General features: G+C 72.7%; 16 protein-coding genes. 1 reads left to right on the top strand and 15 read right to left on the bottom strand.

The window, feature by feature from the left end; all coding sequences use genetic code 11:
• Positions 1–2: 2 nt before the first annotated feature.
• The 12 genes from ACZ4XX_RS19845 to ACZ4XX_RS19900 form a co-directional block, all read right to left on the bottom strand.
• Positions 3–1,295 carry an O-antigen ligase domain-containing protein gene (locus ACZ4XX_RS19845; RefSeq protein ID WP_468509155.1) on the bottom strand — a complete coding sequence of 431 codons (1,293 nt, stop codon included), beginning with the start codon at positions 1,293–1,295 and terminating at the stop codon, positions 3–5.
• Position 1,296: 1 nt separating this feature from the next.
• Positions 1,297–2,838 (bottom strand): right-handed parallel beta-helix repeat-containing protein, encoded by a 1,542-nt coding sequence (locus tag ACZ4XX_RS19850; RefSeq protein ID WP_468509225.1) that lies wholly within the window; start codon positions 2,836–2,838, stop codon positions 1,297–1,299.
• Between the two features lie 68 nt (positions 2,839–2,906).
• Positions 2,907–4,868 (bottom strand): alginate lyase family protein, encoded by a 1,962-nt coding sequence (locus ACZ4XX_RS19855; RefSeq protein WP_468509156.1) that lies wholly within the window; start codon positions 4,866–4,868, stop codon positions 2,907–2,909.
• The gene (locus ACZ4XX_RS19860) at positions 4,865–7,045 is read right to left on the bottom strand and encodes a bi-domain-containing oxidoreductase (protein WP_468509157.1); all 2,181 of its coding nucleotides are present in this window, start codon (positions 7,043–7,045) and stop codon (positions 4,865–4,867) included. The genes ACZ4XX_RS19855 and ACZ4XX_RS19860 overlap by 4 nt, the downstream gene beginning before the upstream one ends.
• Before the next feature lie 16 nt (positions 7,046–7,061).
• Positions 7,062–8,996: an asparagine synthase (glutamine-hydrolyzing) gene (gene asnB / locus ACZ4XX_RS19865; RefSeq protein WP_468509158.1), complete on the bottom strand. Its 1,935-nt coding sequence runs from the start codon at positions 8,994–8,996 to the stop codon at positions 7,062–7,064.
• Between the two features lie 3 nt (positions 8,997–8,999).
• Positions 9,000–10,520: a Wzz/FepE/Etk N-terminal domain-containing protein gene (locus tag ACZ4XX_RS19870; protein ID WP_468509159.1), complete on the bottom strand. Its 1,521-nt coding sequence runs from the start codon at positions 10,518–10,520 to the stop codon at positions 9,000–9,002.
• On the bottom strand, positions 10,517–11,914 hold the full coding sequence (locus ACZ4XX_RS19875; RefSeq protein WP_468509160.1) for a Wzz/FepE/Etk N-terminal domain-containing protein: 1,398 nt from the start codon (positions 11,912–11,914) through the stop codon (positions 10,517–10,519). Before ACZ4XX_RS19875 ends, ACZ4XX_RS19870 begins: the two co-directional genes overlap by 4 nt.
• The gene (locus ACZ4XX_RS19880) at positions 11,911–13,164 is read right to left on the bottom strand and encodes a glycosyltransferase family 4 protein (protein ID WP_468509161.1); all 1,254 of its coding nucleotides are present in this window, start codon (positions 13,162–13,164) and stop codon (positions 11,911–11,913) included. Before ACZ4XX_RS19880 ends, ACZ4XX_RS19875 begins: the two co-directional genes overlap by 4 nt.
• Before the next feature lies 1 nt (position 13,165).
• Positions 13,166–14,482: a nucleotide sugar dehydrogenase gene (locus ACZ4XX_RS19885; protein ID WP_468509162.1), complete on the bottom strand. Its 1,317-nt coding sequence runs from the start codon at positions 14,480–14,482 to the stop codon at positions 13,166–13,168.
• A gap of 73 nt (positions 14,483–14,555) precedes the next feature.
• Positions 14,556–16,034, bottom strand: a complete 1,479-nt coding sequence (locus tag ACZ4XX_RS19890; RefSeq protein WP_468509163.1) for a sugar transferase — start codon at positions 16,032–16,034, stop codon at positions 14,556–14,558.
• A gap of 574 nt (positions 16,035–16,608) precedes the next feature.
• Positions 16,609–17,382, bottom strand: a complete 774-nt coding sequence (locus ACZ4XX_RS19895; RefSeq protein WP_468509164.1) for a heparin lyase I family protein — start codon at positions 17,380–17,382, stop codon at positions 16,609–16,611.
• Between the two features lie 95 nt (positions 17,383–17,477).
• Positions 17,478–19,928 (bottom strand): polysaccharide lyase 8 family protein, encoded by a 2,451-nt coding sequence (locus ACZ4XX_RS19900; protein WP_468509165.1) that lies wholly within the window; start codon positions 19,926–19,928, stop codon positions 17,478–17,480.
• Positions 19,929–20,138: 210 nt separating this feature from the next.
• Between ACZ4XX_RS19900 and ACZ4XX_RS19905 the strand changes: the two genes are divergently transcribed.
• Entirely contained in the window at positions 20,139–21,203 is a 1,065-nt protein-coding gene (locus ACZ4XX_RS19905; protein WP_468509166.1) for a LacI family DNA-binding transcriptional regulator, read from the top strand.
• Between the two features lie 31 nt (positions 21,204–21,234).
• Here the strand turns inward: ACZ4XX_RS19905 and ACZ4XX_RS19910 are convergent, their stop codons facing one another.
• The 3 genes from ACZ4XX_RS19910 to ACZ4XX_RS19920 all read right to left on the bottom strand — a co-directional run bounded on the left by ACZ4XX_RS19910 (position 21,235) and on the right by ACZ4XX_RS19920 (position 25,673).
• Complete coding sequence (locus ACZ4XX_RS19910) at positions 21,235–23,328, bottom strand: SpoIIE family protein phosphatase (RefSeq protein ID WP_468509167.1); 2,094 nt, start codon at positions 23,326–23,328, stop codon at positions 21,235–21,237.
• 171 nt (positions 23,329–23,499) lie between these two features.
• Positions 23,500–25,077 carry a glycerol-3-phosphate dehydrogenase/oxidase gene (locus tag ACZ4XX_RS19915; RefSeq protein ID WP_468509168.1) on the bottom strand — a complete coding sequence of 526 codons (1,578 nt, stop codon included), beginning with the start codon at positions 25,075–25,077 and terminating at the stop codon, positions 23,500–23,502.
• Entirely contained in the window at positions 25,074–25,673 is a 600-nt protein-coding gene (locus ACZ4XX_RS19920) for a TetR/AcrR family transcriptional regulator (RefSeq protein ID WP_468509169.1), read from the bottom strand. Before ACZ4XX_RS19920 ends, ACZ4XX_RS19915 begins: the two co-directional genes overlap by 4 nt.
• Between the last annotated feature and the right edge of the window lie 46 nt (positions 25,674–25,719).

The following is a 25,719-nucleotide window of genomic DNA, read 5'->3' on the forward strand; positions in this document are numbered from 1 at the left end:
GGTCACCTCCTGGCCCAGAGCGGGATACGTCGTCGGGTGATGTCGTGTGTCGGGCTGGGAACGGCCGGGGCGGGGAGCGCGAGGAGCGAGGCGGCCAGAGCCAGATGGAGCAGATACGCGGAGGCGTCGCCGAGGCCGACCTCGGTGTACGACGAGATGCCGCAGTAGCCGATCAGGAAGATCGCGCAGGCCCGGGGCAGCGACGGCGGCCGCAGCAGCGCGACACCGCCCAGCACCATGACCATCGCCGCCACGAGGGTGACGCCGACAAGACCCTGCTCGTCGTAGACGGCAAGCCAGCTGTTGTCGATCGGCAGCCCGTCGAACGACTTGTCGCCCAGGCCCGTGCCGAAGACCTTCTCCCCGGTCGTCCGGGGCGCCGAGAGGAGCGCGTCCCAGACCTTGGCCCGCCCGGTCAGGTTGGCGAAGTTCTCCTGGCTCTGTCCGCGCAGGAACCACGCCCGCAGCGCGGAGCTGAACACCACCGCGGCCACCGTCGCGCACAGCACCGCCCAGGCGAAGAACCGGCGGGCGGCGGCGCTCGTCAGGATGAGCGAGCCGATCGCCAGCACGAGACCGATGAGCAGGCCGAGCGTGGCCGTCCGGGTGTGGGTCATCGCGAGCAGGACGAGGGACGGCACGATGACCACCGCGGCACCGGCCGCGGTGGTCCGGCGGCCGAGCAGGAGCAGCACGGCGAGCCCGATGACCACGGCGGCGTACTGCCCGATCTGCGGCGGGGTGAGCGGCCACAGCGCGCCGACCAGCCGCCCGCCGTAGTACTCGGGCATGGCCGTGGCCGGCGAGACGGCCAGGCCCGCCGCCACCAGGACCAGGACCGCGAAGTACATCCGGATGTGGAACCGGACGAACGTCAGGCTCCCGTCCCACCAGCGGCTGAGCAGCCACAACGTACCGACGAAGAGTGCCAGCCGGGCGCAGCGGAACAGTGCGCCGACCCCGACCTCCAGCTGCACGCTGGCGATCACGCTCGGCACGAGCAGCAGCGTGAGCAGGAACACGAAGGCGCTGGGCCGGACGCGCAGCCGGGGGTTGAGCGCCAGAGCCAGCGCGAACGCCGCGACCAGCGCCCCCATGGTGGCCATCTGGATGAGCGAGCGGGGGATCGCGACGACGGTCTTCGCCCCCGCGGAGCCGAGCGTGTTGAGGCCCAGCAGGGCCCAGACGATCCCGACGGCCCTCGGAGTGCCGCCCGGGCCGGGTGCGGCGGCGGGCGGCGTGCCCGTCGCGTCGACGCCGTCCGGCAGCCGGTCGCGCCTCAGGTCTCCGGCCATCTCAACCACCGGCCCGGGGACCGAAGCTGCTGCCCGCGTCCTGTCGGTACGGCGCGCCCTGCCACTGCCGGGAGTCCAGCGTCCGGCTCCGGTCGGCGGCGACGAAGCTCCACGGCCCGCGGTAGACGTTGCCGTGCCAGCGGTTCCCCTGCTGATGGGTGATCGCCTCGGCCACCCGCCTGCCCTTGTACGGCGACCAGTCCGGAGAGGTGCCCTCGTCGGCGAAGACCGCCATGCGCCCGCACTCCGTCGTGCACCCGACGACGGAGGGGTCGAGGACGAAGCGGTTGCCGTGGATGTCGACCCGCTGTGTCTTCCACCGGCAGTCGCCGTAGAGCGGCGCGGAGGCGATCGCCGGCCGCGCGCAGCGGGCGGTGTCCTTCACCAGCAGCGTGCAGTATCCGGTCGACGTGTTGGCCGGGCTGTTGCAGAACCGGTCGGCGTTCTCCCAGAGGGTGATCCCGTTCCAGTTGTTCTCCAGGACGTTCCCGTAGATCTCGATCCTGTCCGTGCGGGCCGGGATCCGTGGTTCGCCGCCGGCCTCGGACACGTAGACGGTCGCGTACGGGAAGTCGTCGCCGTCCTCGGCGTACGCGCGGCCCTCGACCCAGTTGTTCCGCCGGATCGTGTTGTTGCGGACGACGGCGTTGTAGCTCGTCTCGTACATCAGCGCGGCACCGTCGTTGGACTCCAGCAGGTTGTCCTCGATACGGAAGTCGTTGTTGTTGTTGTCCGCCCACAACCCGGTCCCGCGGTTGTCGTGCACCCAGTTGCCGCGCACGTCGGCGCCGTCCACGGCCCAGAACTTGATGCCGCCGGTGCAGCCGCAGCCCGGCTGCCGCCGCTCCCAGTCGTCGGTGTTGTTGCCCGTGATCTCGTTGCCCTCGACCACCAGGCCGCGGATCGAGTCACCGGTCTTGTACGCGTTCATGCCGTACTGGCCGTTGTCGCGCAGACAACTGGCGCGGACCTGCTGCCGGGCACCGGCCATCATCCCGGCCCCCGAGTTGTACTGGACGGTCGCGTGCTCGATCACCCATCCGTCGGCCATGTCGTGGTTGACCACGCCCTCGTCGTGCGGCGCGATGAAACGCTCCACGGTCAGGTGGCGGATGGTGACGTCGCGGGCGGTGCCGCTGAACGCGTACTGGTTGATCCTCCGGCCGTCGAGCACCGCGCCCGGCGCGCCGAGGTAGCGGTTGCCCTCCTTGGCCATGACCTGGGCATAGGGGTCCGGCTCCAGGGTGTGCCGGCCCGGCCGGAGCCAGAACGTGGTGTGCGGGGGACTGTTCTCGGTCTTCGCGGCCAGGTCGCCGACGACCGCGGGGTCGACCGTCACCGCGCCCGCCGGCGCCTTCGTCGGCCCGGGCGCGGTCCTGCCGCACATACGGGCCGGGGAGGCGGACGGCGCTCCCGTGGCGTCGGGCGCCCCGGAGACAGGGGGAGAGGCGGACGCGTCGGAGGAGGCGGCGGCCCCGGACCCGCCGGATCCGCCGGCCGCCCTCGCCGGGGCGGCCGGCGTGCCCGTGCACCCGGTCGCCATCAGCAGGACCGCCGTCAGCGGTGCCACCGCCCACGCCCCGTACCTCCCCCTGATCCCCACGCGCCCCCCTAGCCGCGGAACCCGAGCACGGTGGTGAACCCGGACTCGCCGTCGGCGAATCCGGTGCCGACCAGCGTGGTGGCGGGTACCTTGCGCCCGAAGCCCGCGGAGTACCAGCCCAGCGGCGGGTGGGTCTCCCCGCGGTGCGCCCGCCAGGACAGCTCCCCGGGCAGGTCGAGCACCGCCGAGCGGTCCTCCCCGTCGCGCGTCCAGGTGAGCACCGCCCGGTTCCCCGACAGGTCCGCGGAGATCGCCGGGCCCAGGTGGAACGCCAGACGTACGGCCCCGCGGTCGCCGCGGACCTCGTCCACCACGCGCAGCTCCCGGCTCGCGGCGGTCAGCTCCACCCTTCGGCGGTGCACCGAGCGCTGGTAGCCGTCGTGCTCGGCGCACCAGCGGGCCGTTCCCCCGGCGGGGCCGGGGGACGGGTCCGCGACCAGGACGCGGGTGCGGGCATGCCGGGTCCACAGGAACGGGCCACCCGAGACGGACTGGTCACCGCCGTCCCACTGCAGGGTGTTGTGGCCGAGGGTCGACCGGAAGTACTGCCGCCACTCGGGCTGCCCGTGGTAGCAGAACGTCCCCGGGTCGGCGAGCACGTCGACCCCGTCGTGCCGGACCTCCACGGAGAGCGCGTCCGCGTGGGCGTGCGCGGCGATGGACAGGAAACCGTGCGGACCGCCGTCGCAGCGGCACCAGATCTCCTCGGGACCGCGCAGGATCGTCATGCCCGCGTCGGCGAAGTGGGCCGGCCGGCTCGCCGGGCGGGTCACCGCCGGTCCCGTCTTCGCGTACGGCCGGACGAGCGCCGCGAGGAGCGGGGTGCGCACATCGGTGCCGGTCACCTCCGGCCACCAGTCGAGCCGGCCGAACACGGCGTCCCCGGTGGCCAGGAGCGAGGCCCAGCGGTCGGTGCCCGCGCCGTCCACGATCAGACCGTGCCCGTCGTCCGCGTCCCCCTGGCGCGGCGGCCGTAACCGGCCGTCCACGACGGCGGCCAGCGCGTCGGTCATCCGCAGCAGCACCAGCCGGACCGTCGCGGGGACCGCCACGCCGGCGGCATCCGCCTCGGCCACCGCGGCCAGGCCGAGTTCGAGGACGAGCCCGTGGTACTCGGTGGCCAGCTCGCGGTTGAGGCCGGAGCCGAAGGTGTTGCTCCGCAGATGCCGGTCGAGGGACCGCATCGCGTCGGCCCGCCAACGCTCCGACGAGGGGAACCAGCCGAACGCACAGGCCGCGGCGAGCTGCCCGGCGGCCTCGGCGATGACGTGGTTGTTCGCCGAGGACCCCCGGCTGGGGAACGCGGCCAGCCAGCGCTGGTGGTGCCAGATCTGCTTCCGCGCCACCGGGTTGTCCTCGAACAGCGCGGCCGCGCCCGGCCAGCCGTCCAGCAGCCGCCGGATCCACACCCAGGAGAGCAGCCGGATGCCCAGCTCGATGCCGCTGATCCAGTGCACCCCGCGCAGCGGTGCGTTGGACGCCCACCACAGCCGCAGATGCCTGGCCACCCGCTCGGCGTACCGCTCGTCCCCGGTGACCGCGTAGGCGGCGGCGAGCACGGTGAGGTACTGGTGCCGGGACAGCTCCCAGATCTGCTTGATGTCCCCGACCGTCTCCTCCTTCCGGTACGGCACGTCGAAGGCGTAACCCCACGGAGCCCGGTGCCCGGTCTTCGGGTCGTACCACCAGTCCGGGTCGGTCAGGTCGTCGCGGTGCACCCCGAAGTACTCGGCGTGCCCGGCCATCAGCCGGTCCGCCTCGGCGACGAGCCGCTTCGCCGCGTCCGGCGGCACCGCGGCGATCGCCCCGGCGGGCAGGATCGCGGTGAACCGGGCACCGGTCACGCTCGGCGCGTCCGGCAGCGCCGACCGCCAGCGCCGCCTGCGCACCGTGTCGGCCACCCGGCCGCCGACCTCCTGCGGTCCCATCCGGGACAGGCGCCTGAGGTACCAGCCCGCGCTCATGCTCATCGAGCCCCCGCCAGGGTCACCGGCGCACCGCCGGCCAGACCGGCCCGCACGGCGAGGGTGGCCGCCGTGGTGGCGACCAGCGACTCCAGCGGCACCGGCATCGGCCCGCCGGTCCGCACCGCCCTGACGAACGCGGCCAGTTCGGCGTTCTGGCCCTTGTCCCGGGCCTGGGGCAGCCGCGAGCTCACCCAGCGCTTGCTCCCGTAGACCGAGGCGCGGACGAAGTCGTCGAGCCGCAGCACCTTGCCGTCGGCGACGAGGTCCAGCGTCTCCTTGGGGAAGCTGGACGGGCCCGTGGTGACGTAGCTGATGGTGGCGGTGGACCCGTCCGGGTACCGCAGCACGACCTGCAGGTCGTCGTCGCCGGACGAGGCGACCGCGTACACGGAGACCGGATCGGCGCCGAGCAGCCAGCTCGCCGTGTCGATGAAGTGTCCGCCCTCGCCGGCGAACCGCGAGCCCTCGGTGCCCTGCCGGAGGTACCAGCTGCCGTGCTGGAGCCGGCCCGCGTTGACCAGGTACCGGAGGTTCGCCGGGCCGGTCCGGACGCCGAACCGGGCCCTGGCCTCCTGCAGGAGCGGCGCGAACCGTCGGTTGAAGCCGACCTGCAGCCGGTCGTTGCCGGACTCCTCCACCGCCGCGAGGACCCCGGCCAGCTCGTCCTCGGAGAGGGCGAGGGGCTTCTCCACGAACACCGTCTTGCCGGCGAGGAGTGCCCTGCGGGTCAGGTCGGCGTGCGAGCTGTGCCGGGTGACGACGAACACCGCGTCGACGGCCTTGTCGCCGAGCACGGCGTCGAGATCGGTGGTCGCCTCGGCGAAGCCGAACTTCCGCTGCGCGTTGGCCGCGGACAGCGCCGTCGTGGTGACGACGGTGGACAGCTCGACGCCGTCCCGCCCGACCAGGTGCGGCAGCAGCATCGACGTCGCGTAGTTGCCCGCGCCGACGAACGCGAGACGCACCGGAGTCTTCGCCGGCCGGGCCTGGACGGGAACTCCGCCGCCGCGTCGCACCGCGGGCACGGCCACCGCCGGGGCCGGTGCCGCGCCGTCCCCCTCGGGGTACCGGAACAGCACGGCCACGGCCTTCAGATCGCCGTCCTTCAGCCGCCGGTACGTCTCCACGGCGTCGTCGAAGTCGGCGACGTGGGACACCAGGGGCTCCACGTCCACACTGCCGCGGGCCATGAGATCGAGGAAGCACGCCAGGTTGCGGCGCTCGGTCCACCGGACGTAGCCGATCGGGTAGTCCCGCCCCTCCAACTCGTACTCCGGGTCGTAGCGCCCGGGACCGTACGAGCGGGAGAACCGGACGTCCAGCTCCTTCTCGTAGTACGCGTTCCACGGCAGGTCCAGGCGGCACTTGCCGATGTCGACGACCCGGCCGCGGTCCCGGCACAACCGGGCGGCCAGCTCCACGGGCTGGTTGCTGCCGCCGCCGGCGGCCAGGTACACCTGGTCCACGCCGTGACCGTCGGTGAGTTCGGCGACGGCGGCCTCCACGGCCGTGGACGCGGGATCCCCGCAGGCCACGGCGCCCAGGCGCTCGGCGAGCTCACAGCGCGCCGGGTCGGGGTCGGCCCCGACGACCCGGACGCCCGAGGCGGTGAGGAGCTGCACGACCAACTGCCCGATCAGCCCGAGACCGATCACGAGCGCCACCTCGCCGAGCTGCGGCTCGCCCTGCCGGACGCCCTGCATCGCGATCGATCCGACGGTGCCGAAGGCCGCGTACTGCGGCGCGAGACCGTCCGGAACCTTGGCGTACAGGTTCTTCGGCACCCAGTTCAGCTCGGCGTGCAAGGCGTGCTCGTTGCCCGCGCAGGCCACGACGTCGCCGACCTTCACGTCGTCGACGCCGGGGCCGACCTGCTCGACCACCCCGCACAGCGAATAGCCCAGCGGGGTGTAGGAGTCCAGCTTGCCCATCACCTTCTGGTAGGTGGCGGGGATCCCGTTGGCGGCCACGCTCTGCATGACCTTGGCCACCTGGTCCGGCCGCGAGCGGGCCTTGCCCAGCATCGACATGCCGGCCTCGGAGACCTTCATGAGCTCGGTCCCGGTGGATATCAGCGAGTAGGAGGTGCGGACGAGCACCCCGCCCGGCTTGCACCCCGGCACCGGCACGTCGAGCACCGCGAGTTCGCCGGTCTTGTAGTTCTGTACGACCTGTTTCACCGAAGTCCCCTTGTTCCTAAGCCTTCTCGTGCGTGTCCCGGCCGGACCCGGAGGTCGCGCCGCGATACCAGTACTCGAGGGTCAGCACATGCCAGAGATGCTTGGAGAAGTCCCGCTGCCCGGCGGCGTCCTCGGCGACCATGCGCGCCAGCGCGTCGCGGCGCAGGAAGCCGTTCCTGACGAGCACGCCGTCGTTCACCACCTCGCGCACCAGCGGTGCCAGGTCCCGGCTCATCCAGGCCCGCAGCGGGGCGCTGAACAGCCCCTTGGGCCGGTACACGATCTCCCGGGGCAGCACCGAGGTCGCCGCCTCCTTGAGGACGGCCTTGCCCTGCCGTCCGATGATCTTGCGGTCGCCCGGCACGGCGAACGCCGCCCTCACCACCTCGACGTCCACGTACGGAACGCGCACCTCGGTCGACGCGGCCATGCTCGACCGGTCCGTGTACGCGAGGTTCAGGCCCGGCAGGAACATCCGGGCGTCGCCCAGGCACATGCGGTTGACGAAGTCGTCGAGCTCGTTGTCCTCGTAGACGTCCGCGTGCTCGGTCAGCACGTCCCCGACCGTCCCGGCCAGGTCCGGGTTGACCAGGGCGAGCAGCTCGTCCTGGTCGTACATGGTGTAGCTGCGCCGGAACGCGGTCTCCTCCGGCAGATCGGCGAAGGAGAGGAACCGCTTCGCGAAGCGCACCGACCGGTAGCCCCGCCGGGCCGTGGCGACCGGCAGCCGGTCCACCGCCGTCGACAGGCCGCGCCGCAGCGGGCGCGGGACGCGCTGGTAGCGCAGCGCGATCAGGTTGGCCAGGTGCTTGCGGTATCCGGCGAACAGCTCGTCGGCGCCCATACCCGAGAGCATCACCTTGACTCCGGCCTCCCGGGCGGCCGAGCAGATCAGGAACGTGTTGATCGCGGCCGGGTCGCCGATCGGCTCGTCCAGGTGGTACGTCATCCGCGGCAGCAGGTCGAGCACGTTCGGAGCGATCTCGATCTCGTGCAGGTCGACGCCGAACCGCTCGGCCACCTGGCGCGCATAGCGGAGGTCGTCCGGCATCGCCTCGAACCTGGCGTCCTCGGCACGGAACCCGATCGTGTAGGCGGAGATCCCGGGCAGGTCGCGGGCCGCCAGGGCGGTCAGATAGCTGGAGTCGAGACCACCGGAGAGGAACGTCGCCACGGGTACGTCGGAGATCAGATGACGCCGGGTCGACTCCTCGACGACGGCGGCGATATCCGGCAGCTCGCCGCTGAGCGCACGCTCGCGGCCCTCGGCGGCGACATCCCGGAGGTGCCAGAACCGGCCGCGGTCCACCCGGCCGTCGGGCCGGACGCGCAGCCAGCTCCCCGGCGGCAGTTTCTCCGCCTCGCGGAACGCGCACCGCGAGTCCGGCACCCAGTAGTACAGCAGCGAGGCCACCAGCGCCGCGTCGTCCACCCGCAGCGACCCGCCGGTGGCGGCGGCCAGCGCCTTCAGCTCGGAGGCGAACACCAGGCCCTCTCCGCGCCGGAGCAGGAAGAGCGGCTTGATGCCGAGCTGGTCGCGGGCGAGCACCAGCTCCCCGGTGCGCTCGTCGAAGATCCCGAACGCGAACATGCCGCGCAGCCGGGGCAGACAGTCCGTGCCCCAGCGCCGCCACGCCTCCAGCAGCACCTCCGTGTCCGACGTACCGCGGAAGCGCACCCCGCCGGCCGCCAGCTCGGCCCGCAGCTCGGGCGCGTTGTACAGCTCGCCGTTGTACGTGAGGACGAGACCGTCCGAGACCATCGGCTGGGCGCCGGTCTCCGACAGGTCGACGATCGCCAGCCTGCGGTGCCCGAGGTGCACCTCGCCGTCACCCGCGCGATGGCTGTACCGGCCCGCCCCGTCCGGGCCGCGGTGGGCGAGGGTCTCGGTGAGCCGGTCACTCACGACCTTCCCGTCCGGCCATCGGTACGTGCCTGCGATGCCACACATGTCCTACCGCCCCTCCTGGTCGTCGCTGTCCTGGCCCCGTGCCGCCCACATCGGCAGCCGCTCCGCCCGCCGGCCGGTCCCGTTCCGCCGGGCCGGCCGCTCGCCCTCGCCGCGTGGCGCGCTGTGCGGCCCGTCCCACAGCGTGCCGTCGGTCCGGTCGCCCGGATCGGGGTCGATCAGCACCACACCGATCACCGCGATCCGCTGGTCCGCGAGATGCCGCGCCACGGTGTGCAGCCATGCGGTGCTGCCGTGCCCTGCGCGTACGACGAGGACCGTCCGGGTGCCGAGGTGCTGGAGGTCGGTCCACGCCGTACCGGGTGCCACCGAGCCGACGCCGAGCCGGCGCTGCTGGTGCGGGACGGATGCGGCGCCCTCGGCGCTGACCACGGTGGGGTCCCCCGGTTTCGGGCGGCGGTGGGTCAGCGGGAGGCCGGGCAGGCCGTCGACGACGGCCACGGGCCCGTCCGCCGCGAGGGCGTCGGCGAGGTCCAGGGCGATCCCGGTGGTGGCACGCGCGGAGCCCAGTTCGAGCAGGGACACCGGTCCCGCGGAGCCGCGCACCGTGCGCGCCAGGGACGCCGTGAGCCTGGTCCGCGCCGCCCGCACCCTTCGGCGCTGCCACAACCGGGGCGACCGGCGGGGCAGTTCGGCGATGACCGACGCGCCGAGATTCGCCGCGATCTCCCGGCGCAGCACGGGGCGGTCCGCCACCACCGCGCCGACCGCGGCCACCGCGAGCCCGAGCGCGAGCCCCAGGGCCAGCCCGATCGCGGCGTTGGTGGCGGCGGTCCTGGGCAGGGAGTGCCGCACCGCGCGCGGTGCGTCCACGATCTGCGTGCCGGCGATGAGCCGGGGTGTGCCGATCCGCGCCTCCGCGGCGCGTCGTCCGAAGTCGGAGATCTGCGAGGTGAGTTCGGCCCGGCGGGCGAAGAGCGACTCCATGTCGGCCGACACCTTCGGCCCTCTCTCCGACGAGCCCTCCCCGATGGTCTTGTCGACCTGGGCGAGGTCGCCCCGCAGCCTGTCCCGCTGGTCGAGCAGGGCCTTGGACTCGGCGTTCGCCGCTTCCCTTATCCGCCTGACGTGGTCGGCGACGAACGCGTCGGCGAGCGCCCGGGCGCGGGCCACGGCCTCCGCGTCGCTGTCACCCGCCACATCGATCCGCAGCAGGTTGTTGGTGAGTCCGACACCCTCGTAGTCCTTCATGAACTCCTCGGGCTTCTCCCGGGAGCCGAGGGACCGCAGCGCCTGGTCGGCGATCCGGGTGGTCTGCAGCAGCGCGGCGTCGGTCCGGATGAGCGTTCCGGGGTCGTTGGGCTGGTCCTCCTGATGGGCGACCAGGAGTTTGGTCGTCGCCGTCGGCGGTGGCGGCAGCAGCACGGCCATGGCCACGCCGAGCAGCAGTCCGACGAGGGCCAGGGAACCCCAGAGGCGGCGTCGCCTGCGGACCGCCACCACCAGGACCTGGAGGTCGAGCAGGGGGGCGGTGGCCGACGACTCCGGCGTCGTGCGCGCCGTCACCCTTCACCCCCCGTCGCTTCGCCACCGGCCACGAGAACCGGCGTGGCGGCCCGGCGAGGACGGCCGGAGGAGCGCGCCGGACGGGTCCAGACCGTGCCGGCCAGGACGGTGCCGACGACCTCGTGCCCGGCGTCGGCACAGGCCTCGGTGATCCCCGCGAGTTCGCCCGCGGTCCAGCTGCCCGCGCTGACCACGACCAGGGCACCGGACTCGCCGGCGCGGTCCGGCACCATCGGCCGGGACACGGCGACCTCCACGACGTCCAGCACGAGGAGTCCGCTGCCCGAGGAGTCCGGGGCGGAGTCGTTCCCGGCCTCGGCGACGAGCTGCACGGCGGCCCGGCGGGCGGTCTCGTCGCCGTCCGGGACGACGACAAGCAGCCGCCGGGGAGCCGGCAGCCGGTCCCGGAGGCGGGCGCACACCCGCCGGTACCGGATCTGCCTGCTCTCTTCGTCGCCCGAGGCCCCCGGGGACGGCATGTCCCAGCGGACGTCGACGCCGAGCAGCCGGCGCAGCAGCGCCCGGGGGCCACCGCCCTTCGGCCGGTCCGCGGCCCGTTCGCCCGGTACGTCGACGGCGCCGAGCAGCGTCGTGCCCAGGGCCGCGGTGATGTCCGCCCCGGTGCGCGGCCGACGGCCCACCCGTGCGGCGGCGAGATGACCGATGACCGCGAACAGGACGAACAGCAGCGCCCCGCCGACGATCAGCTGCGTCCTCGTCGGCGGTGCCTCCCCGGCCGGCCGGGCCGCCGGACCCATGACGACCATGTCGGGCCGGTCGGTCGCCGTATCGGCCTTGTCCAGCTTGTCCACGGACTCCTGCAGCGCGGTGCGCAGCTTCGCGAGCTCGGTACGGGTCTGCACGCTCTCCACGCTCCGCCCCGTACCGGCCTCGTCGGCGAGCTCCTCGATGCGGCGGGTGGTCTTCACCACCAGCTGCCGCAGCGCCTCGGGCTGCGCCGCCTTCTCCGGGTCGGTGTTGTCGCCCATGATCTGCGCGGCGAAGGTGACGAACTGCTGGGCGACCGTGTCCGACAGGCGCTGGGCGCGCTCCGGGGTGTCGGCCGTGCCCGAGATCTTGATGATGTTCCCGTCGGCGGCCTCGGCGCCCACCTGTTCCCGCAGTTCGATGCCGTCGACCCCGGCCCAGCCGAGCGCGTCCGCCGCGCGGTCGACCACCACCGAACTGGTCGCGATCTCCGCCTGGGTCAGCAGCTCGCGCTCCTCCCACGCCCCGGGCAGCAGCACCGATGCCGACGTCGTGTAGCGCGGCGGAACCAGCAGGGAGGTGCCGTAGCCGACGAGCGCGCCCACCACGGCCAGGATGGTGAGAAGCCGCCCACGCCGACGGATGATCCGTCCGATCGTGACCAGACGTATGGTGTCATCGCTCAACGGCGCGGCCTTCTCCCCGTCCGGACCGGGCCGTTCACCGACACGGGGGTGTGATCACGGCAGGCTGCGGCGTAGGCGGCCAGCAGCGACTGCTGCGAGTGCCGCCAGGCGAGCTGCCCGCTGATGCGTTCCTGGCCGATCTTGCCCATCCGGGCGCGCTCCTCCGGGTCGTCGAGGAGCTGGGCGACGAGCCGGGCGAACACGGCCTCGTCGTCGGCGGGCGCGTACACGGCGGCGTCACCGGCGGAGACCCTCGCCTCCCGGAGGTCGAACGAGACGATCGGCCGGCCCATCACCATGTACTCGAGGACCTTGTTCATGGTCGACACGTCGTTGAGCGGGTTGCACGGGTCGGGGGAGAGGCACACGTCCGCGGTGGACAGGTACCGCACCAGGTCGGCGTCGGGGATACGGCCCGTGAACTCCACCTGCTCCGAGAGCCCGAGCCGCCGGGACAGCTCGACCATCGCGTCGAAGGCGTCACCGGACCCGACGAACACCGCGTGCCAGTCGGTCCGCCCGAGGTCGTCGCGCAGCTTCGCGAGGGCCCGCAGGGCGTAGTCGACGCCGTCCTGCGGCCCCATGACACCGAGGTAGCACAGCAGATGAGGCTTGCCGCGCTTCAGCTCCGGCTCGGGCGGCACCGGGTGGAACCTGTCGGTGTCGGGCGCGCTGCGCACCACGAAGACGTCCTCGGGCCGCCGGCCCCCACGGCGCAGCGCGACGTCCCGATAGCTCTCGTTCGTGGCGAGCACGACGTCCGCGGCCCGGTAGGTCATCCGTTCCAGCGCGCACACGGCGCGGTAGAGCAGGTCCTCGCCGCGGTCGAACCGCGAGAGGTACAGCTCGGGCACCAGGTCGTGCTGGTCGAAGACGAACCGTGCCCCGCGCCGCTTCAGCCACCGGGCCGGCAGGAACAGCAGGTCCGGCGGATTGCAGGCGTGGACCACGTCGACCGGACCGACCTCGCGGGCCAGCCGGAGCGTGTGCCACAAGGCCGTCCCGTACTCCCGGAGGTAGCCGGCCGGACCGCCGGTGGCGGCGCGCAGCGGGTAGCGGTGGATCCGTACCCCGTCGATCACCGCCTCCGGTTCCGTGTCCCGCTTCTCGCCGCGGGGGCAGATGACGTGCACCTCCCAGCCCGCGTCGCGCAGTGTCGTGCACTCCTGCCACACCCGCCGGTCGAACGGCACCGACAGGTTCTCCACCAGGACGAGGGCGCGGCGAGCCGGCCCGTCGCCCCCGGTCATGTCACCAAGCAAGGCCCACGTACCCCGGTTCGGCCCGGCGCGCGTCGGCGTCGGGAAGGTGGATGAGATCGACGATCACGGGGCCGTCGCCATGGGGCAGCGCCGACAGCACGGCCGGATCCCCGGTCCCGACGAGGCACACCTCGGCATGGTCGAGCACCTCGTCGACGGAGTCCGCGAGCAGCTGCGCGAGGTGCGGCAGCCGGGTCTCGATGTACTCGCGGTTCGCGCCGAGCAGCCGGGAGAGGTTCACGTTGGGGTCGTAGATCCGCAGGTCGTACCCCTTGCCGAAGAGCCGCTCCGCCAGCTCGACGAGCGGGCTCTCGCGGAGGTCGTCGGTGCCGGGTTTGAAGGAGAGGCCGAACATGCCCACCCGGCGCTTCCCGGTGCGCTCGACCAGTTCCACCGCGCGCTGCAGATGGTCGGCGTTGGAGGGCAGCACATGGGCGAGGATGGGCACCGAGACGTCGTGCCGCTGCGCCGCGTGGACCAGGCTGCGCAGGTCCTTGGGCAGGCAGGAGCCGCCGAAGGCGAAGCCGGGCCGCAGGTAGGCGGGGCTGATGTTCAGCTTGCGGTCGGCGAGGAACACGTCCATCACCTGGTGCGAGTCCACCCCGAGCGCCTGGCAGACCGCGCCCAGTTCGTTCGCGAAGCCGATCTTGAGGCCGTGGAACGCGTTGTCCGCGTACTTGATGGCCTCGGCCGTCGGGACCGGCACTCGGAACACCTCGCCGGGCAGCCCGTCGTACAGCGCCGCCACGACGTCGCCGCTCGCCGGGTCGAGCTCGCCGATGACGGTCTTCGGCGGGTCGAAGAAGTCCCGCACGCTCGTACCCTCGCGCAGGAACTCCGGGTTGACCGCGACCCCGAAGTCCACCCCGGCCGTGCCGCCGGCGAACTTCTCCAGGATCGGCACCAGCAGGTTCAGACAGGTGCCCGGCAGCATGGTGCTGCGGAACACGACGGTCTGCCGCCCGCCCCGCTCGGCCACCGCGGCACCGATCTCCTCGGTGACCCGCTCCAGGTACGTGGTGCACAGGCTGCCGTTGGGCTCCGACGGCGTGCCCACGCAGATCAGCGACACGTCGCTGCCCGTGATCGCCTCACGGACGTCCCGGGTGGCGCGTAACGTGCCGGCCCGCACGACGTCGGCGATGAGCTCGCCGATCCGCTCCTCGACCACCGGGGCCTTGCCGTCGTTGACCAGGTCGACCTTCACCTGGTTCACGTCCACGCCGATGACCTCGTGACCGAGGTCGGCCAGGCACGCGGCCGACACGCAGCCCACGTAACCGAGCCCGAAAACGCTGACTCTCATGCCCTGTTCCTCCCCCTGGGCAGGCCCTTGCGGCCTGCCGTCCCCGAGCCGACCGGACGACGTCCCCCGCGCATCAGTAGGCCCCCTTTCCATGGATCACCGCTCGCAGCGTCTTCCACAAGATCACCGTGTCCAGGGCGAGCGACCAGTCCTCCACGTACCGCAGGTCGAGCCGTACCGCCTCCTCCCACGACAGGTCGCTGCGCCCGCTGATCTGCCACAGGCCGGTGAGCCCGGGCTTCACGAGGAGACGCCGCCGGATGTCCGGGCCGTAGGCGGCGGACTCCTCGGGCAGCGGCGGCCGCGGGCCGACCAGCGACATGGAGCCCGTGAGCACGTTGAAGAGCTGCGGCAGTTCGTCGAGCGAGTACCGGCGCAGCACCGTTCCCACCCGGGTCACCCGCGGGTCGCGGCGGAGCTTGAACAGCAGGCCGGCGCCCTCGTTGCGGTGGGCGAGCTCGGCGCGTGCAGCGTCGGCCCCGACGACCATGGTGCGGAACTTGAGAATGGTGAACTCGCGGCCGTCCTTGCCGACCCTGCGCTGGCGGTAGACCGCTCCGCCCCGGCTGTCGACCAGCACGAGCAGCGCGACCACCGTCATCAGCGGCGCGAACAGCATCAGCAGGATCGCCGCGCCCATCCGGTCGACGACCTCCTTGACCGCCCGACGGCCGCCGGTGAAGGTCGGCATGCTGACCCGCAGCAGCGGGATGCCGAGCACCGCGTCGACGTGCAGCCGTGGGCCGGCCACCTCCATGAGCACGGGGGCCACGACCATCTCGGCGTCGCTGCCCTCGAGGTTCCAGGCCAGCCGCTGCAGCCGGTCCGGCGACCAGTGCGGATCGGGGGTGACCGCGACGACGCGGTAGCCGTCGCGGCGTACATGGCCCGCGACGTCGGCCAGTTCACCGACGACCGGCACCCCGTCGACCTGGTCGGTGTCGAGCCCGGGACTGTCCGCCGTGCACACCGCCTCCACGCGCCAGCCGAGGTGCGGGAACTTGCGGGTCCGGGTGATCAGGTCGCGTACCGTGGCCGCGCTCCCGGCAGCCAGCACCGGACGCAGACACCGTCCTTCCTTCCTCTGTTTGTGCAGCCAGAGGCGGAGCAGATAGCGCTCGGTCATGGTGACGAGCGCGATCACCGGTATCGCGACGAAGATCCAGAGTTTGATGTTGCGCGAGGTCAGGGCGATCCCGACCAGCGCCAGCACGACGGCCGCCGTGCCCAGGGAGCGTCCGAGCCGGCGGAACTCCTCGGCGCCCTGGCCGAGTACGGCCGGAGACCAGGACCGGCTCACCGCGAGCGCCGCGAGCACGAGCAGCTCGGTGGCGAAGGCGAGGATCCTCCACTTCTCGTGCCAGTTGGCCGCGTCGCGGGCCCCGAAGAAACCGCCGATCGCCGCCACCACGAAGGCGGTGGCCACGGTGTCCGTGATGATCACGGCCCGGCGGTAGCGCTGCTCCCAGTCGATCGTGGTCCGACTGAACGGCCCGTTCTCCAGACGCCCGCGCGCCGATGGAAAAGGACTGACTAACTCACCCTGCTGCACAGACCCCCCCAGGGCGTCAGTGGGCTCGACGTGTTGGCTCCACACGGTTCCTCCCCCCGGGAGGCCCCCGCCCCCCGCGCCGCTCCTCCCCTCGGGAGGCCCCCGCCCCCCGCGCCGCGCTGTTCCTCTCGTCAGGGAGGGGCCCCCGCCCATCCCGCGCATCACGTAACGGTGTTGCGGCGTTACGTGAACACGCTCATGCAGGCGACCGGGGACGGCGTTGACGGCCGTCCCCGACGCTGGATCGAAAGATCATGATTTGTCGCCTGGTGTCCGAGCTGTGAAGCATGGTCAATCTAGAGCATCGGGGCCCGCCTGGAGAGGGGATGTATGCAATTTGTGCTGAACCTTTGAAGGTTGAGTCACTGAAGAGTGACGGCCCCCGAGCGCCTTGGCGACGGGGACACGCCGGGTGACCTGTGACGACGCGATCACTCCGGGCTTCCGGCACCTCCGGATCCGAGCCGAAGCGGAGGTGCCGGGCGAGTCGTGCTTGGCTTGTTCTTTAGCCTGTTCGCGCCGAAGTGCCTCCGTCCTGACCCCTGTTGAGACCACGCGCCCCCCTTCGCACGTTTCAGCCGACGTCGGCCCGTGTCGTGCCCATCCTCAGGCCGTCGACCCAGTGGACCGATTCGACGTCCGTGATGGTGGAGCCGTACGAGCCCCAGCGGGGGACGTTTCCCTTGAGGTCCCAGGTCCGCGCGTTCCGGCGGTCCGCGACCGACTGGCCGTTCACATAGAGGAGTACGGAACCGGTCGTGGAGGTTCGGGCGTCGATGCCCAGCTCGATCTTGTTCCATGTGCCCGGAGTCCAGGCGACGTCGCCGAGGGCCATCCACTGCTCGCCCGGGGCGACGTACCAGATCTTCAGCCGGCTGTCCTCGACCTTCATGATCACCGGGTAGTTCTGGTCGTGTTCGGCGCCGGTGCCCCACGACTTCCACTGGAAGACGGTCTGGGCGTTCCCGGTCTTCGTCATGGACTCCCAGCCGAACCAGTACGTCCGGCCGGACGTCAGGGTGCGGCCGGCGATGCCGTGCCCCTCGCACCGCTCGGAGCCCACCGCCTTGGTGAAGCCGAAGACCTTCCCGCGGCCGTCGCCCCAGTCCGGCTGGTAGACGTACGACGGCGAGTCGCAGAGGACCGCGTCGAACACGGCGGTGCCGCCGTTGTCCGCGTCGCCGTTCCACTCGACCGAGGCGTGCGCGGGGGTCGCCAGGACCGGCGGGAGTGCCGCGGCGAGCGCCGCGACGGCCGAGAGCCACCGGCGCCGGCGGCGCGGGGCCGGGCGGTCGGCGGGGGAGTGAGGGGTGGCCGAGGGGGAGACGCGGGGGGCGCTGTGAGGCATGAATTCCTCCGGAGGGGATAGCGGAGTCGGCAAGAGGCGCGCGCCCGGGTGGTGTTGGGGGTGTTCACGCCCCGGGCGCGCGTCTCCGGTCGGGCTCAGCCGAGGCGGACGGTGACCTTCTGGGGCGCTCCGGCCCGGCCGGTGAGGTCGCCGAAGGAGAGGTGCAGTGAGGAGCCCGTCGTGGCGGCGGTGACCGTGGCGGGCCGGGAGAGCACCTTGGTCACCCTGCGGTCCCAGACGATGTCCAGCGAGGTGGCCTGTCGCGCGGGGTCCGAGACGACGAGGGTCGCCGTGCCGTTGCGGTGCTCCCGTACGAGGACGGAGGCGGGGGCGCTCGCCCGGAGCCGCTCGACGCTGCCCGCGCTCCAGAAGTTCACCGCGGTGAGGTGCAGCTTCGGCACGCGAATGCCCTGCTGGGCGCCGGAGTTGGCGAGGATCCGCAGTCGGCCCCGGTCGTGTGCGCGGTGGGCGGTGGCCTTGGCGCTCGCTCCGGGCAGCAGGACATACGCGTAGTCGCCGGCGGCCGGATCGACGCCGTGGTCGGTGAACAGGGTCAGGTAGCGGCGGGTGACCGGGTCGGGGGAGCCGCCGGTGTTGATGTCCCGCCAGGAGCCGGTGCGCTCCTCGCGAACCGCGCCGAGCTTCGTGCCGCCGGGGAAGACATAGCCCGCCTGCCCGGCGATGTGGGCCCACTCGGCGTCGTCGAAGGTCGCCGTCCAGCCCTGGGTCACCGGCTGCGGACGGCCGTCGACCGTGAGCACCGGGGCGCCCGTGGCGCCGAGGGCGCGGTTGTCGAACGTCGTCTCGACGGCGTGGTTGTCCGTGGCGGTGATGCCGGCGCCGAGGCAGACGATGGAGTCGTCGAGGCAGAACCAGGACTTCTTGGCGTCCAGGGTGCTGGACAGTCCCTTGAGGTGCTGGCCGATGGCGGCGTACTCGCCGTCGGTCGTGCCGCCGACCCAGGCCGCGTCCGGCATGGGCTGGCCCCAGTTGCCGCCCTCGCCGTCGGCTAGCGGCTTGCGCGAGGCGGTGATGCCGGGCAGTCGGTACGGGTCGACGGTGGGCCAGTACGCGTCCGAGTACTGCTCCAGACCGAAGTCGCCGCCCCACCAGGAGAGCCACCCGGCGCCGGTGTGGTAGCCGCGGGCGTGCTCGCCGTTGCCGAACTCGTAGTGGGCGATGCGGTTCGAGGCCATGGAGAAGGAGGCCGCCCAGTCGCGGCGCCGGTGGGTGGCCCGGGCCATGCTGGGGAACAGCCGGTGCTCGACGGGTTCGGGGGCTGCCTTCACGGAGGTGTCGTCCTGCAGCGCCTGCAGCAGCGATGCCCGGATCAGGCTGAGGCCGGGGTTCTTGAGCGCCGGGTAGTAGTAGTCGCGCTGGAGCCAGCCCTTGACCATCGCCCGCCAGCGGGCGTTCTCCTCGGGGCTCGCCCCCTGGCCGACCAGCAGGATGGTCGCCATGAGGCCGTGGGCGCGCTGGTGCTCATTGGTGCCGATGCGGCTGATGCCCCGGCTGCTGACGTTGTCCATGATCAGACCGTTGTAGATGAACGGCGCGACGGCCTTCTCGATCGTGTCGAGGAAGAGCTGGGTGTCCGGGCCCGTCACCTCCCAGCTCGATCCGCGCAGCAGGGCGAGCAGCCGGCCCACGCCGTCGTGCAGCACCGCGCCGTAGCCGCCGATGTACGGGACGTTGCGGTGCTGGACGAAGGATCCGTCGTCGTAGAAGCCGTCGCCCGAGGTGACGTAGGGGAAGACCGGGGCCAGTGCCCGGGACGCCAGTGCGATCTTGGCCGGGTCCTTGCCGACGATGCCGCGCAGGACGACGCCACGGCACAGGTCGACCCGGTTGGCGCCGGTGCTCGTCCCGGTGTACGAGGCGAAGACCGCATCCGGCACGAACGCGTCGACGGCCCTGCAGTAGTCGGCGATCCGGGTCGGCGACAGGTGGTCGTACATCAGCACGCAGGTGTCCATCAGCGCCTGCGGGGCGCCGATCTGCCAGTTGTACCAGTTGCCGTACCGCGTCGTGCGCTCGTTGTAGACCTCGGAGTACATGTGGTCGAGGCCGGTGAGGACGGCGTCCCGGAGCCCGGGGTCGCCGGTCAGTCCGGTGCCCGGCTGGGAGTACGCCTCTGCCATGGTCCGCAGCCGGTTGTAACTGTCGTTCATGGTCGCCGAGAAGGCGTACGACTCGGCGTCGAGATCGGGCTCGGGGTCGGCCCAGGAGCGGCCGGGCCAGAGCGAACCGCTCGCCGGGGCCATGGTCGCCCGGTAGCCGGCCGCGGTCGTGCCGAGGGTGCCGAGGATGGTCCGGAACGGTTCCGCCGTCGGGCTGAAGCCCGTACCGAGGACGAGGTCGCGCCACTTCCCGCGCAGCGCGTCGAACTCCGCGTCGGAGGTGGGGGTGGTGGAGGCGGACGTCCCGGCGGCCCCGGGGACTGCGGAGGCGGCGGAGGGCTGCGCGAGGGTCCCCGTGAGTCCGAGGGCGAGCGCGCCCCCGCCCGCGGCGTGGAGGAAGGTGCGGCGAGGCCAGGGAGATGGCATGGGAGACGACCTTTACGGGAGGAGCGCGTCGTTGCCTCGGCGCTGTCGCTGGCTCGTAAGCGTGGGGTTTCTAACACGCAGAAAAGCAAGAGAGCAACGGTTTGGACAGGAACCGCCATCGATTGTCCATTCGACAAAGAACAGACAGAATCGATCGTAAGGTGGCTACACTGCTCCTGAACTGGGCCGTCGTTCGAGGGGAGCGGGGAAGTGCACGCGGAACACAGGCATCAGGCGATCCTGCGCAGGCTGCGCGAAGAAGGCTCCCTCCGGGTCAGCGACTTCGCCGCCGAGCTGGGAGTCTCCCCGGTCACGATCCGCCGCGACGTCGAGATCCTCGCCGACCGCGGCCTGGTCGCCCGGGTGCACGGCGGGGCCATGCTGCCCGAGACCTGGGCGGAGACCGCACCCGCCGAAGCGGACCCCGCCGTACCGGCCCGCGGCCGTGAGCGCGTCATCGGCCTCATCGTGCCGTCCGCCGACTACTACTACCCCGAGGTGATCAAGGGCGCGCGCGAGGCCGCCGCCGCCCGGAACGCCCGGCTCGCGCTCGACATCTCGGGGTACGACGCGGACGAGGAGCGCGCCCAGGTCGAAAGGATGATCGGCGACGGCGTCGACGGACTCCTGGTCGTCCCGACCGGGCCGCGCGGCTGGTACGAGCACCTGCCCGTCCCCGTCGTGATCGTGGAGCGCCGCCCCGAGTCGGACGAGACGGCCGGCATCGACCACGTCGTGTCCGACCACGTCCACGGGGCACGCCTGGCCGTGCGGCATCTCGCGGAGGCCGGTCGTACCCGCCTCGCCCTGCTCGTGCGCGGCACCAGCCCGACCGCGCAGTGGATCATCGAGGGCTTCGAGGCGGGCGTACGCGCCGCCGGGCTCGAAGCCCCGCTGCCGGCGTCCGTCCTGGACACCGGCGACGCGGGGCCCGGCACCCCGGAGTACGACGACCCCGTCGAGGAGCTGCTGGACGCCGTGGCGGCCGGCCGGGTCGACGCGGTCGTCGCCCACCCCGACAACCACGCGCTCGCCCTGCTCAGGAGGCTGCGCGCGCGGTCCGTGCAGGTCCCCGGCGACGTCGCGATCGTGGCGTACGACGACGAGGTGGCGGGACTCGCCGACATCCCGCTGAGCGCCATCGCGCCGGCGAAGCACGAAGTCGGGGCGTCCGCGGTGGAGTTGCTGGTGCGCAGGATCGAGCAGCCGGACGCTCCCCGGCACCGGCTCTTCGTCCTTCCGCGGCTGCGGGTGCGCTCGTCCAGCGGCGGCTGAGCGGAACCGGTCGCGCCAGGAGGCGTGTCGATCAGACCGGTGCGCCCCCGAGGCCTTCGCGTCGGATCCGGGCGAGCACGATCACGGCGTCGTCGGTGGGCGCCTCGGGCAGCAGTCGGGCCAGGACGCCGTCCGCCGTCTCCTCCAACGTGCCTGTCGCGCCTTCGAGTCGGGATCGCAGGGTGGCCATTCCCTCGTCGATGTCGACTCCGCGCGCCTCGACGAGACCGTCGGTGTACAAGGCGAGCGTGTCGCCGTCGTGGAGCTCGATCTCGGTCGTACGGAACGGCACGCCCCCGACGCCCAGCGGCACCCCCAGCACCTCGTCGACCGACTTGACCGTGCCGTTCGCCCGGCGGAGCAGCGGCGGCAGATGACCCGCGTTCGCGATGCGGGCCAGGCCCGTCGTCGGGTCGTAGCGGATGTAGAGGCAGGTGGCGTACGCGATGCCGGCGTCCTGGGCGGTGGCGTCGAGCTCCTCCAGGAGGCTGTCGGGTTCCAGGTTCTGGCGGGCCAGCGCCTTGGTGGTGATGCGCAGCCGCCCCATCGCCGCCGCCGCGGGCACGCCGTGTCCCACCACGTCGCCGACCACCAGGGCCACCCGCCCGCCGGGCAGATCGATCACGTCGTACCAGTCGCCGCCGACCTCGGTGGCCTGGCTGCCGGGCAGGTAGCGGTGGGCGACGCGCACGGACGGGCTGCTCGCTACGGCGGTGGGCAGCAGCGCGCGCTGGAGGGTGAGCGCGATGTCCTGGACCCGGCTGTAGAGCCGCGCGTTGTCCAGACACAGCGCGGCCCGCGAGGCCAGCTCGCCCGCCAGGCTGAGGTCGTCCTCGGTGAAGTCCGGACGGCCCCGGGCGCGTCCGAACATGGTGATGCCCTGCACGGTGCCCCGTGCGATGAGCGGAGCGATGAGCAGCGACGTCAGACCGCTGTCGACCAGGAGCCGGGCGCGGGCCTGGTGGATGACGGTGCGGGTCACGAAGTCGGCGTTCACGGGGACGCAGACGGGGCGGCCGGTCGTGAGGGCCTGGTGGATGGTCGAGCCGGGCGGATAGGTCACGCTCTCCAGGCCGCCGACCAGTTCGGGGGCGGGCGGCGGCAGGCAGGTGCCGGCCGCGATCCTGCGGGTGAGCAGCACCGACCCCGGATCGAACACCTCGCGTTCGTCCTTCCACTCCACGACCTCCACCACGGAGGCGTCGCAGAACTCGGGAACGACGGTGTCGACCAGCTCGCGGGCCGTGACGTTCACATCCAGCGTGGTGCCGATGCGGGCCGCCGCCCGGTCGAGGAGCGCAAGGCGCCGCCTGCCCGCGGCGGCCTCCACAAGAGCCTGCTCACGGTCGGTGACGTCGACGAGGAGACCGCCCACGCCGGCCCGCGAGCCGACGGCCCGACTGAGCGGGAAGAAGCTCACGGAGCGCACCTGCTCCCGGTCGGGACGGCCCCGCGTACGCAGCACCACCGGCGTGCTCACGACGGTCCGGCCCTCGTCGGCGACGGCCCGGAGCATGCGCTGGTACGCGCCCCCGTCGGACGTGATCATGAAGTCGGCCATGGTCCGGCCGATGTGTTCCTCGATCGGGCTCCCGTCCATGTCCGCGAGGGCCTGGTTGAGATGGACGTACCGCAGGTTCTCGTCGAGCATCACCAGGCCGATCGGACACGTCGCGAAGAGCGCGTCGAGAAAGGCCAGGTTGGTCTTCACCCGGTCGAGCCCGGCACTCTCGCTCGCCAGTCCCAGAATCACGGAGCGGCCCCCGGCGCCGGTCACCGGGAAGACGCGGAACCCGCAGTCGAAGACCCTGCCGTCCCGGTGCAGCGTCGGCACGCGGGCCCGCCAGTACCCCAACGTACGACCGCGCTCCGCGAGGCGTTCCGCCGCACCGGCCCCGTCGAGGGGAGCGGCGGGAAAGAGGACGGCGGCCGGCCGGGACAGCACGTCAGCTGCCCCATGGCCGAAGAGCCGCTGCGCACCGGGCCCCCAGTAGCAGATCCGGCCGTCCTGGTCGATGCCGAGCACGGCCACCGCCACGTGTTCGAGCAGCGTTCCGGGCTCCGACCAGAGCGGCCCGGGAGCCTGCTCGTCCCCCGGCCGACCCCCCGGTCGAGGCGAGGACACACGGCCCCCTTTCCGGGCCCGGACGGACGGCGAACGCGCTGCTCACCGACGGAGCGGGACACTCAGGTCAATTCTGCCCGTGCTCGCCGGATCGGACATCACGGAGCCCCTCGGAGCCGGAGGGCTCCTCCGGGCCCCGCCGTGCCGCAGCCACGTCGCCGTCGGCGCACGTCACTGCACGTGGGCCGACTGCGCCAGGGCGTCCCGGGCCGCTTCCTCGGCCGCGGCGCGGTCCTCCGGGACCAGGCCGATGCGCGTGCGGCGGTCCAGGAGGTCGGAGGTGTCGAGGGCGCCTTCGTGGCGGACGGCCCACACCAGCTCGGCGCCCGTGACCGGATGGCCGGGGACGACGGGCCGGGCGAGGCCCGGGTCTTCGAGACCGAGCGCGTGCACGGCCGGTGCCTCCGCGCCGTAGCGGTACACGAGCCTGGCCGGGACGTCGAGCCCGGCGAGGACCTGCGGCCGGGCGGCGCCGACGAGGGGGACGGAGGCGGTGCGGCACGGCCCGGCGGTCAGGCCGCCGGCGGTGACGGCGGCGTCGACGGCGTCCTGGGCCATGCGGCGGTACGTGGTCAGCTTGCCGCCGACGACGGTGACGACGCCGGAGGGAGAGGTGAGCACGGCGTGCTTGCGCGAGATGTCGGCGGTGCGGCCCGCCGCGTCCCGGGTGTCGAGCAGCGGCCGCAGCCCCGCGAAGGCCCCGACCACGTCGGCACGGTGGACGGTGACGTCGAGCGCGGAGCCGAGGACGTCGAGGAGGAAGCCGATGTCGGTCTCGGGGACCTCCGGCACGTCGGGGACGTCGCCGTCGACGGGCTCGTCGGTGAGGCCGACGTACACGCGTCCGTCGCCCTGGGGCAGGACCAGGACGAAGCGGTTGGACTCGCCGGGGATGGGGATGTGCAGGCCCGCGGAGAGCCGGCCGAGGTCCTCGGAGCGCAGGACGAGATGGGTGCCGCGCGAGGGCCGCAGGCGTACGTCGTCGACGAGGCCGCCCGCCCAGACGCCGGCCGCGTTGACGACCGTGCGCGCGCGGATCCGCAGCTCCTGGCCGGTGGTCTCGTCGCGGACCAGCGCACCGTCGCGGTGCAGTTCCAGGGCCCGGGTGCGGGTCAGGACGCGTGCGCCGTACGCGGCCGCCGTGCGGGCGATCGCGGTCACCAGGCGGGCGTCGTCGGAGAGGCGACCGTCCCAGGAGAGCAGTCCGCCGCGCAGCCCGGTGGGGCGGAGGGCCGGGGCGAGATGGCGGGTCTCGACGGCGGAGAGGGTGCGCGGCTGGGGCAGCGTGCTCCGCGAGGTGCGGGCGCCGACGCGCAGCAGGTCGCCCGCGAGGAATCCGGCGCGGGCGAGGGCGGCCTGGCCGCGGCTGACGAGCGGGGTCAGGGGAAGGACGAAGGGCTGGGCGCGCACGAGGTGGGGGGCGGTGCGTTCCATGAGGATGCCGCGCTCGACCGCGCTCTCGTGGGCGACGTCCAGTTGTCCGGACGCGAGGTAGCGCAGCCCGCCGTGGATCAGCTTGGAGCTCCAGCGGGACGTGCCGAAGGCGAGGTCGTGGGCGTCGATCGCGGCGACGGTGAGCCCGCGGGTGGCCGCGTCGAGCGCGGCTCCGGCGCCGGTGGCACCCAGCCCGACGACCAGGACGTCGACCACGCTGTCGGCACTGCCGTCGGCGAGCCGGTCCAGTTCGCGCAGGCGCCGCCGGGCGTCGAGGGACGAGCCGGGCAGGGCGGGGCTGCTCGTGGGGTTCATGGGGCGATGGTCCTCTCCAGCAGGGTGCGCAGCTCGTCGAGGAAGGCGGCTTCGCTCAGTTCGGGATCGGTGTCGTCGGTCATGGTGCGCAGCGAGAGCGTGAAGGACTGGACGACGAGCAGCAGGGACCTGGCCTGCAGGTCCGCCCGGACCCGGCGTACGGAGCCGTCCTCGTGGCCGTCCTCGAGTGCCGAGTGGAGGAGTCCGAGCAGGGCGTCCTGGCTGGCGCCCCGGCGGTCGAGGATGTAGGGCAGCAGCAGCTCGGGGTCCACGTCGATGATCTTGTGGAAGAGCGGGTGGGCCCGGAACGCGGCGGCTCCCGCGACGAGCCCCTCGACGATCCGCTCCCGCTCGGGCCGGTCCTCGTCGGAGGGCGGCATGGCCCCTGCCGCGACGGCGATCCACTCACGGGTCATCAGGTCGCCCACCAGGCTGCGCACATCGGGCCAGCGCCGGTAGATCGTCATCCGGGACACGCCCGCGCGCCGGGCGATGTCGGTGAGGGTGGTCCGCCGTACGCCGACGGCGAGCACGCAGTCGCGTGCGGCGTCGAGCACGGGATCTGCGTCTTCATGGTTGTGACGAATGGGCGTCATCTGTCACAGTGTAATGCCAGCGTCGGCCGAGTGGCAGCGCCTCCCG

The sequence above is a fragment of the Streptomyces sp. NPDC029956 genome, assembly GCF_055574655.1.

Coding starts and splice junctions, on each gene's coding strand:
- ACZ4XX_RS19845 (WP_468509155.1), bottom strand. CDS start 1,295: ATGGCCGGAGACCTGAGGCGCGACCGGCTGCCGGACGGCGTCGACGCG.
- ACZ4XX_RS19850 (WP_468509225.1), bottom strand. CDS start 2,838: ATGGCGACCGGGTGCACGGGCACGCCGGCCGCCCCGGCGAGGGCGGCC.
- ACZ4XX_RS19855 (WP_468509156.1), bottom strand. CDS start 4,868: ATGAGCATGAGCGCGGGCTGGTACCTCAGGCGCCTGTCCCGGATGGGA.
- asnB (WP_468509158.1), bottom strand. CDS start 8,996: ATGTGTGGCATCGCAGGCACGTACCGATGGCCGGACGGGAAGGTCGTG.
- ACZ4XX_RS19880 (WP_468509161.1), bottom strand. CDS start 13,164: ATGACCGGGGGCGACGGGCCGGCTCGCCGCGCCCTCGTCCTGGTGGAG.
- ACZ4XX_RS19885 (WP_468509162.1), bottom strand. CDS start 14,482: ATGAGAGTCAGCGTTTTCGGGCTCGGTTACGTGGGCTGCGTGTCGGCC.
- ACZ4XX_RS19895 (WP_468509164.1), bottom strand. CDS start 17,382: ATGCCTCACAGCGCCCCCCGCGTCTCCCCCTCGGCCACCCCTCACTCC.
- ACZ4XX_RS19900 (WP_468509165.1), bottom strand. CDS start 19,928: ATGCCATCTCCCTGGCCTCGCCGCACCTTCCTCCACGCCGCGGGCGGG.
- ACZ4XX_RS19915 (WP_468509168.1), bottom strand. CDS start 25,077: ATGAACCCCACGAGCAGCCCCGCCCTGCCCGGCTCGTCCCTCGACGCC.
- ACZ4XX_RS19920 (WP_468509169.1), bottom strand. CDS start 25,673: ATGACGCCCATTCGTCACAACCATGAAGACGCAGATCCCGTGCTCGAC.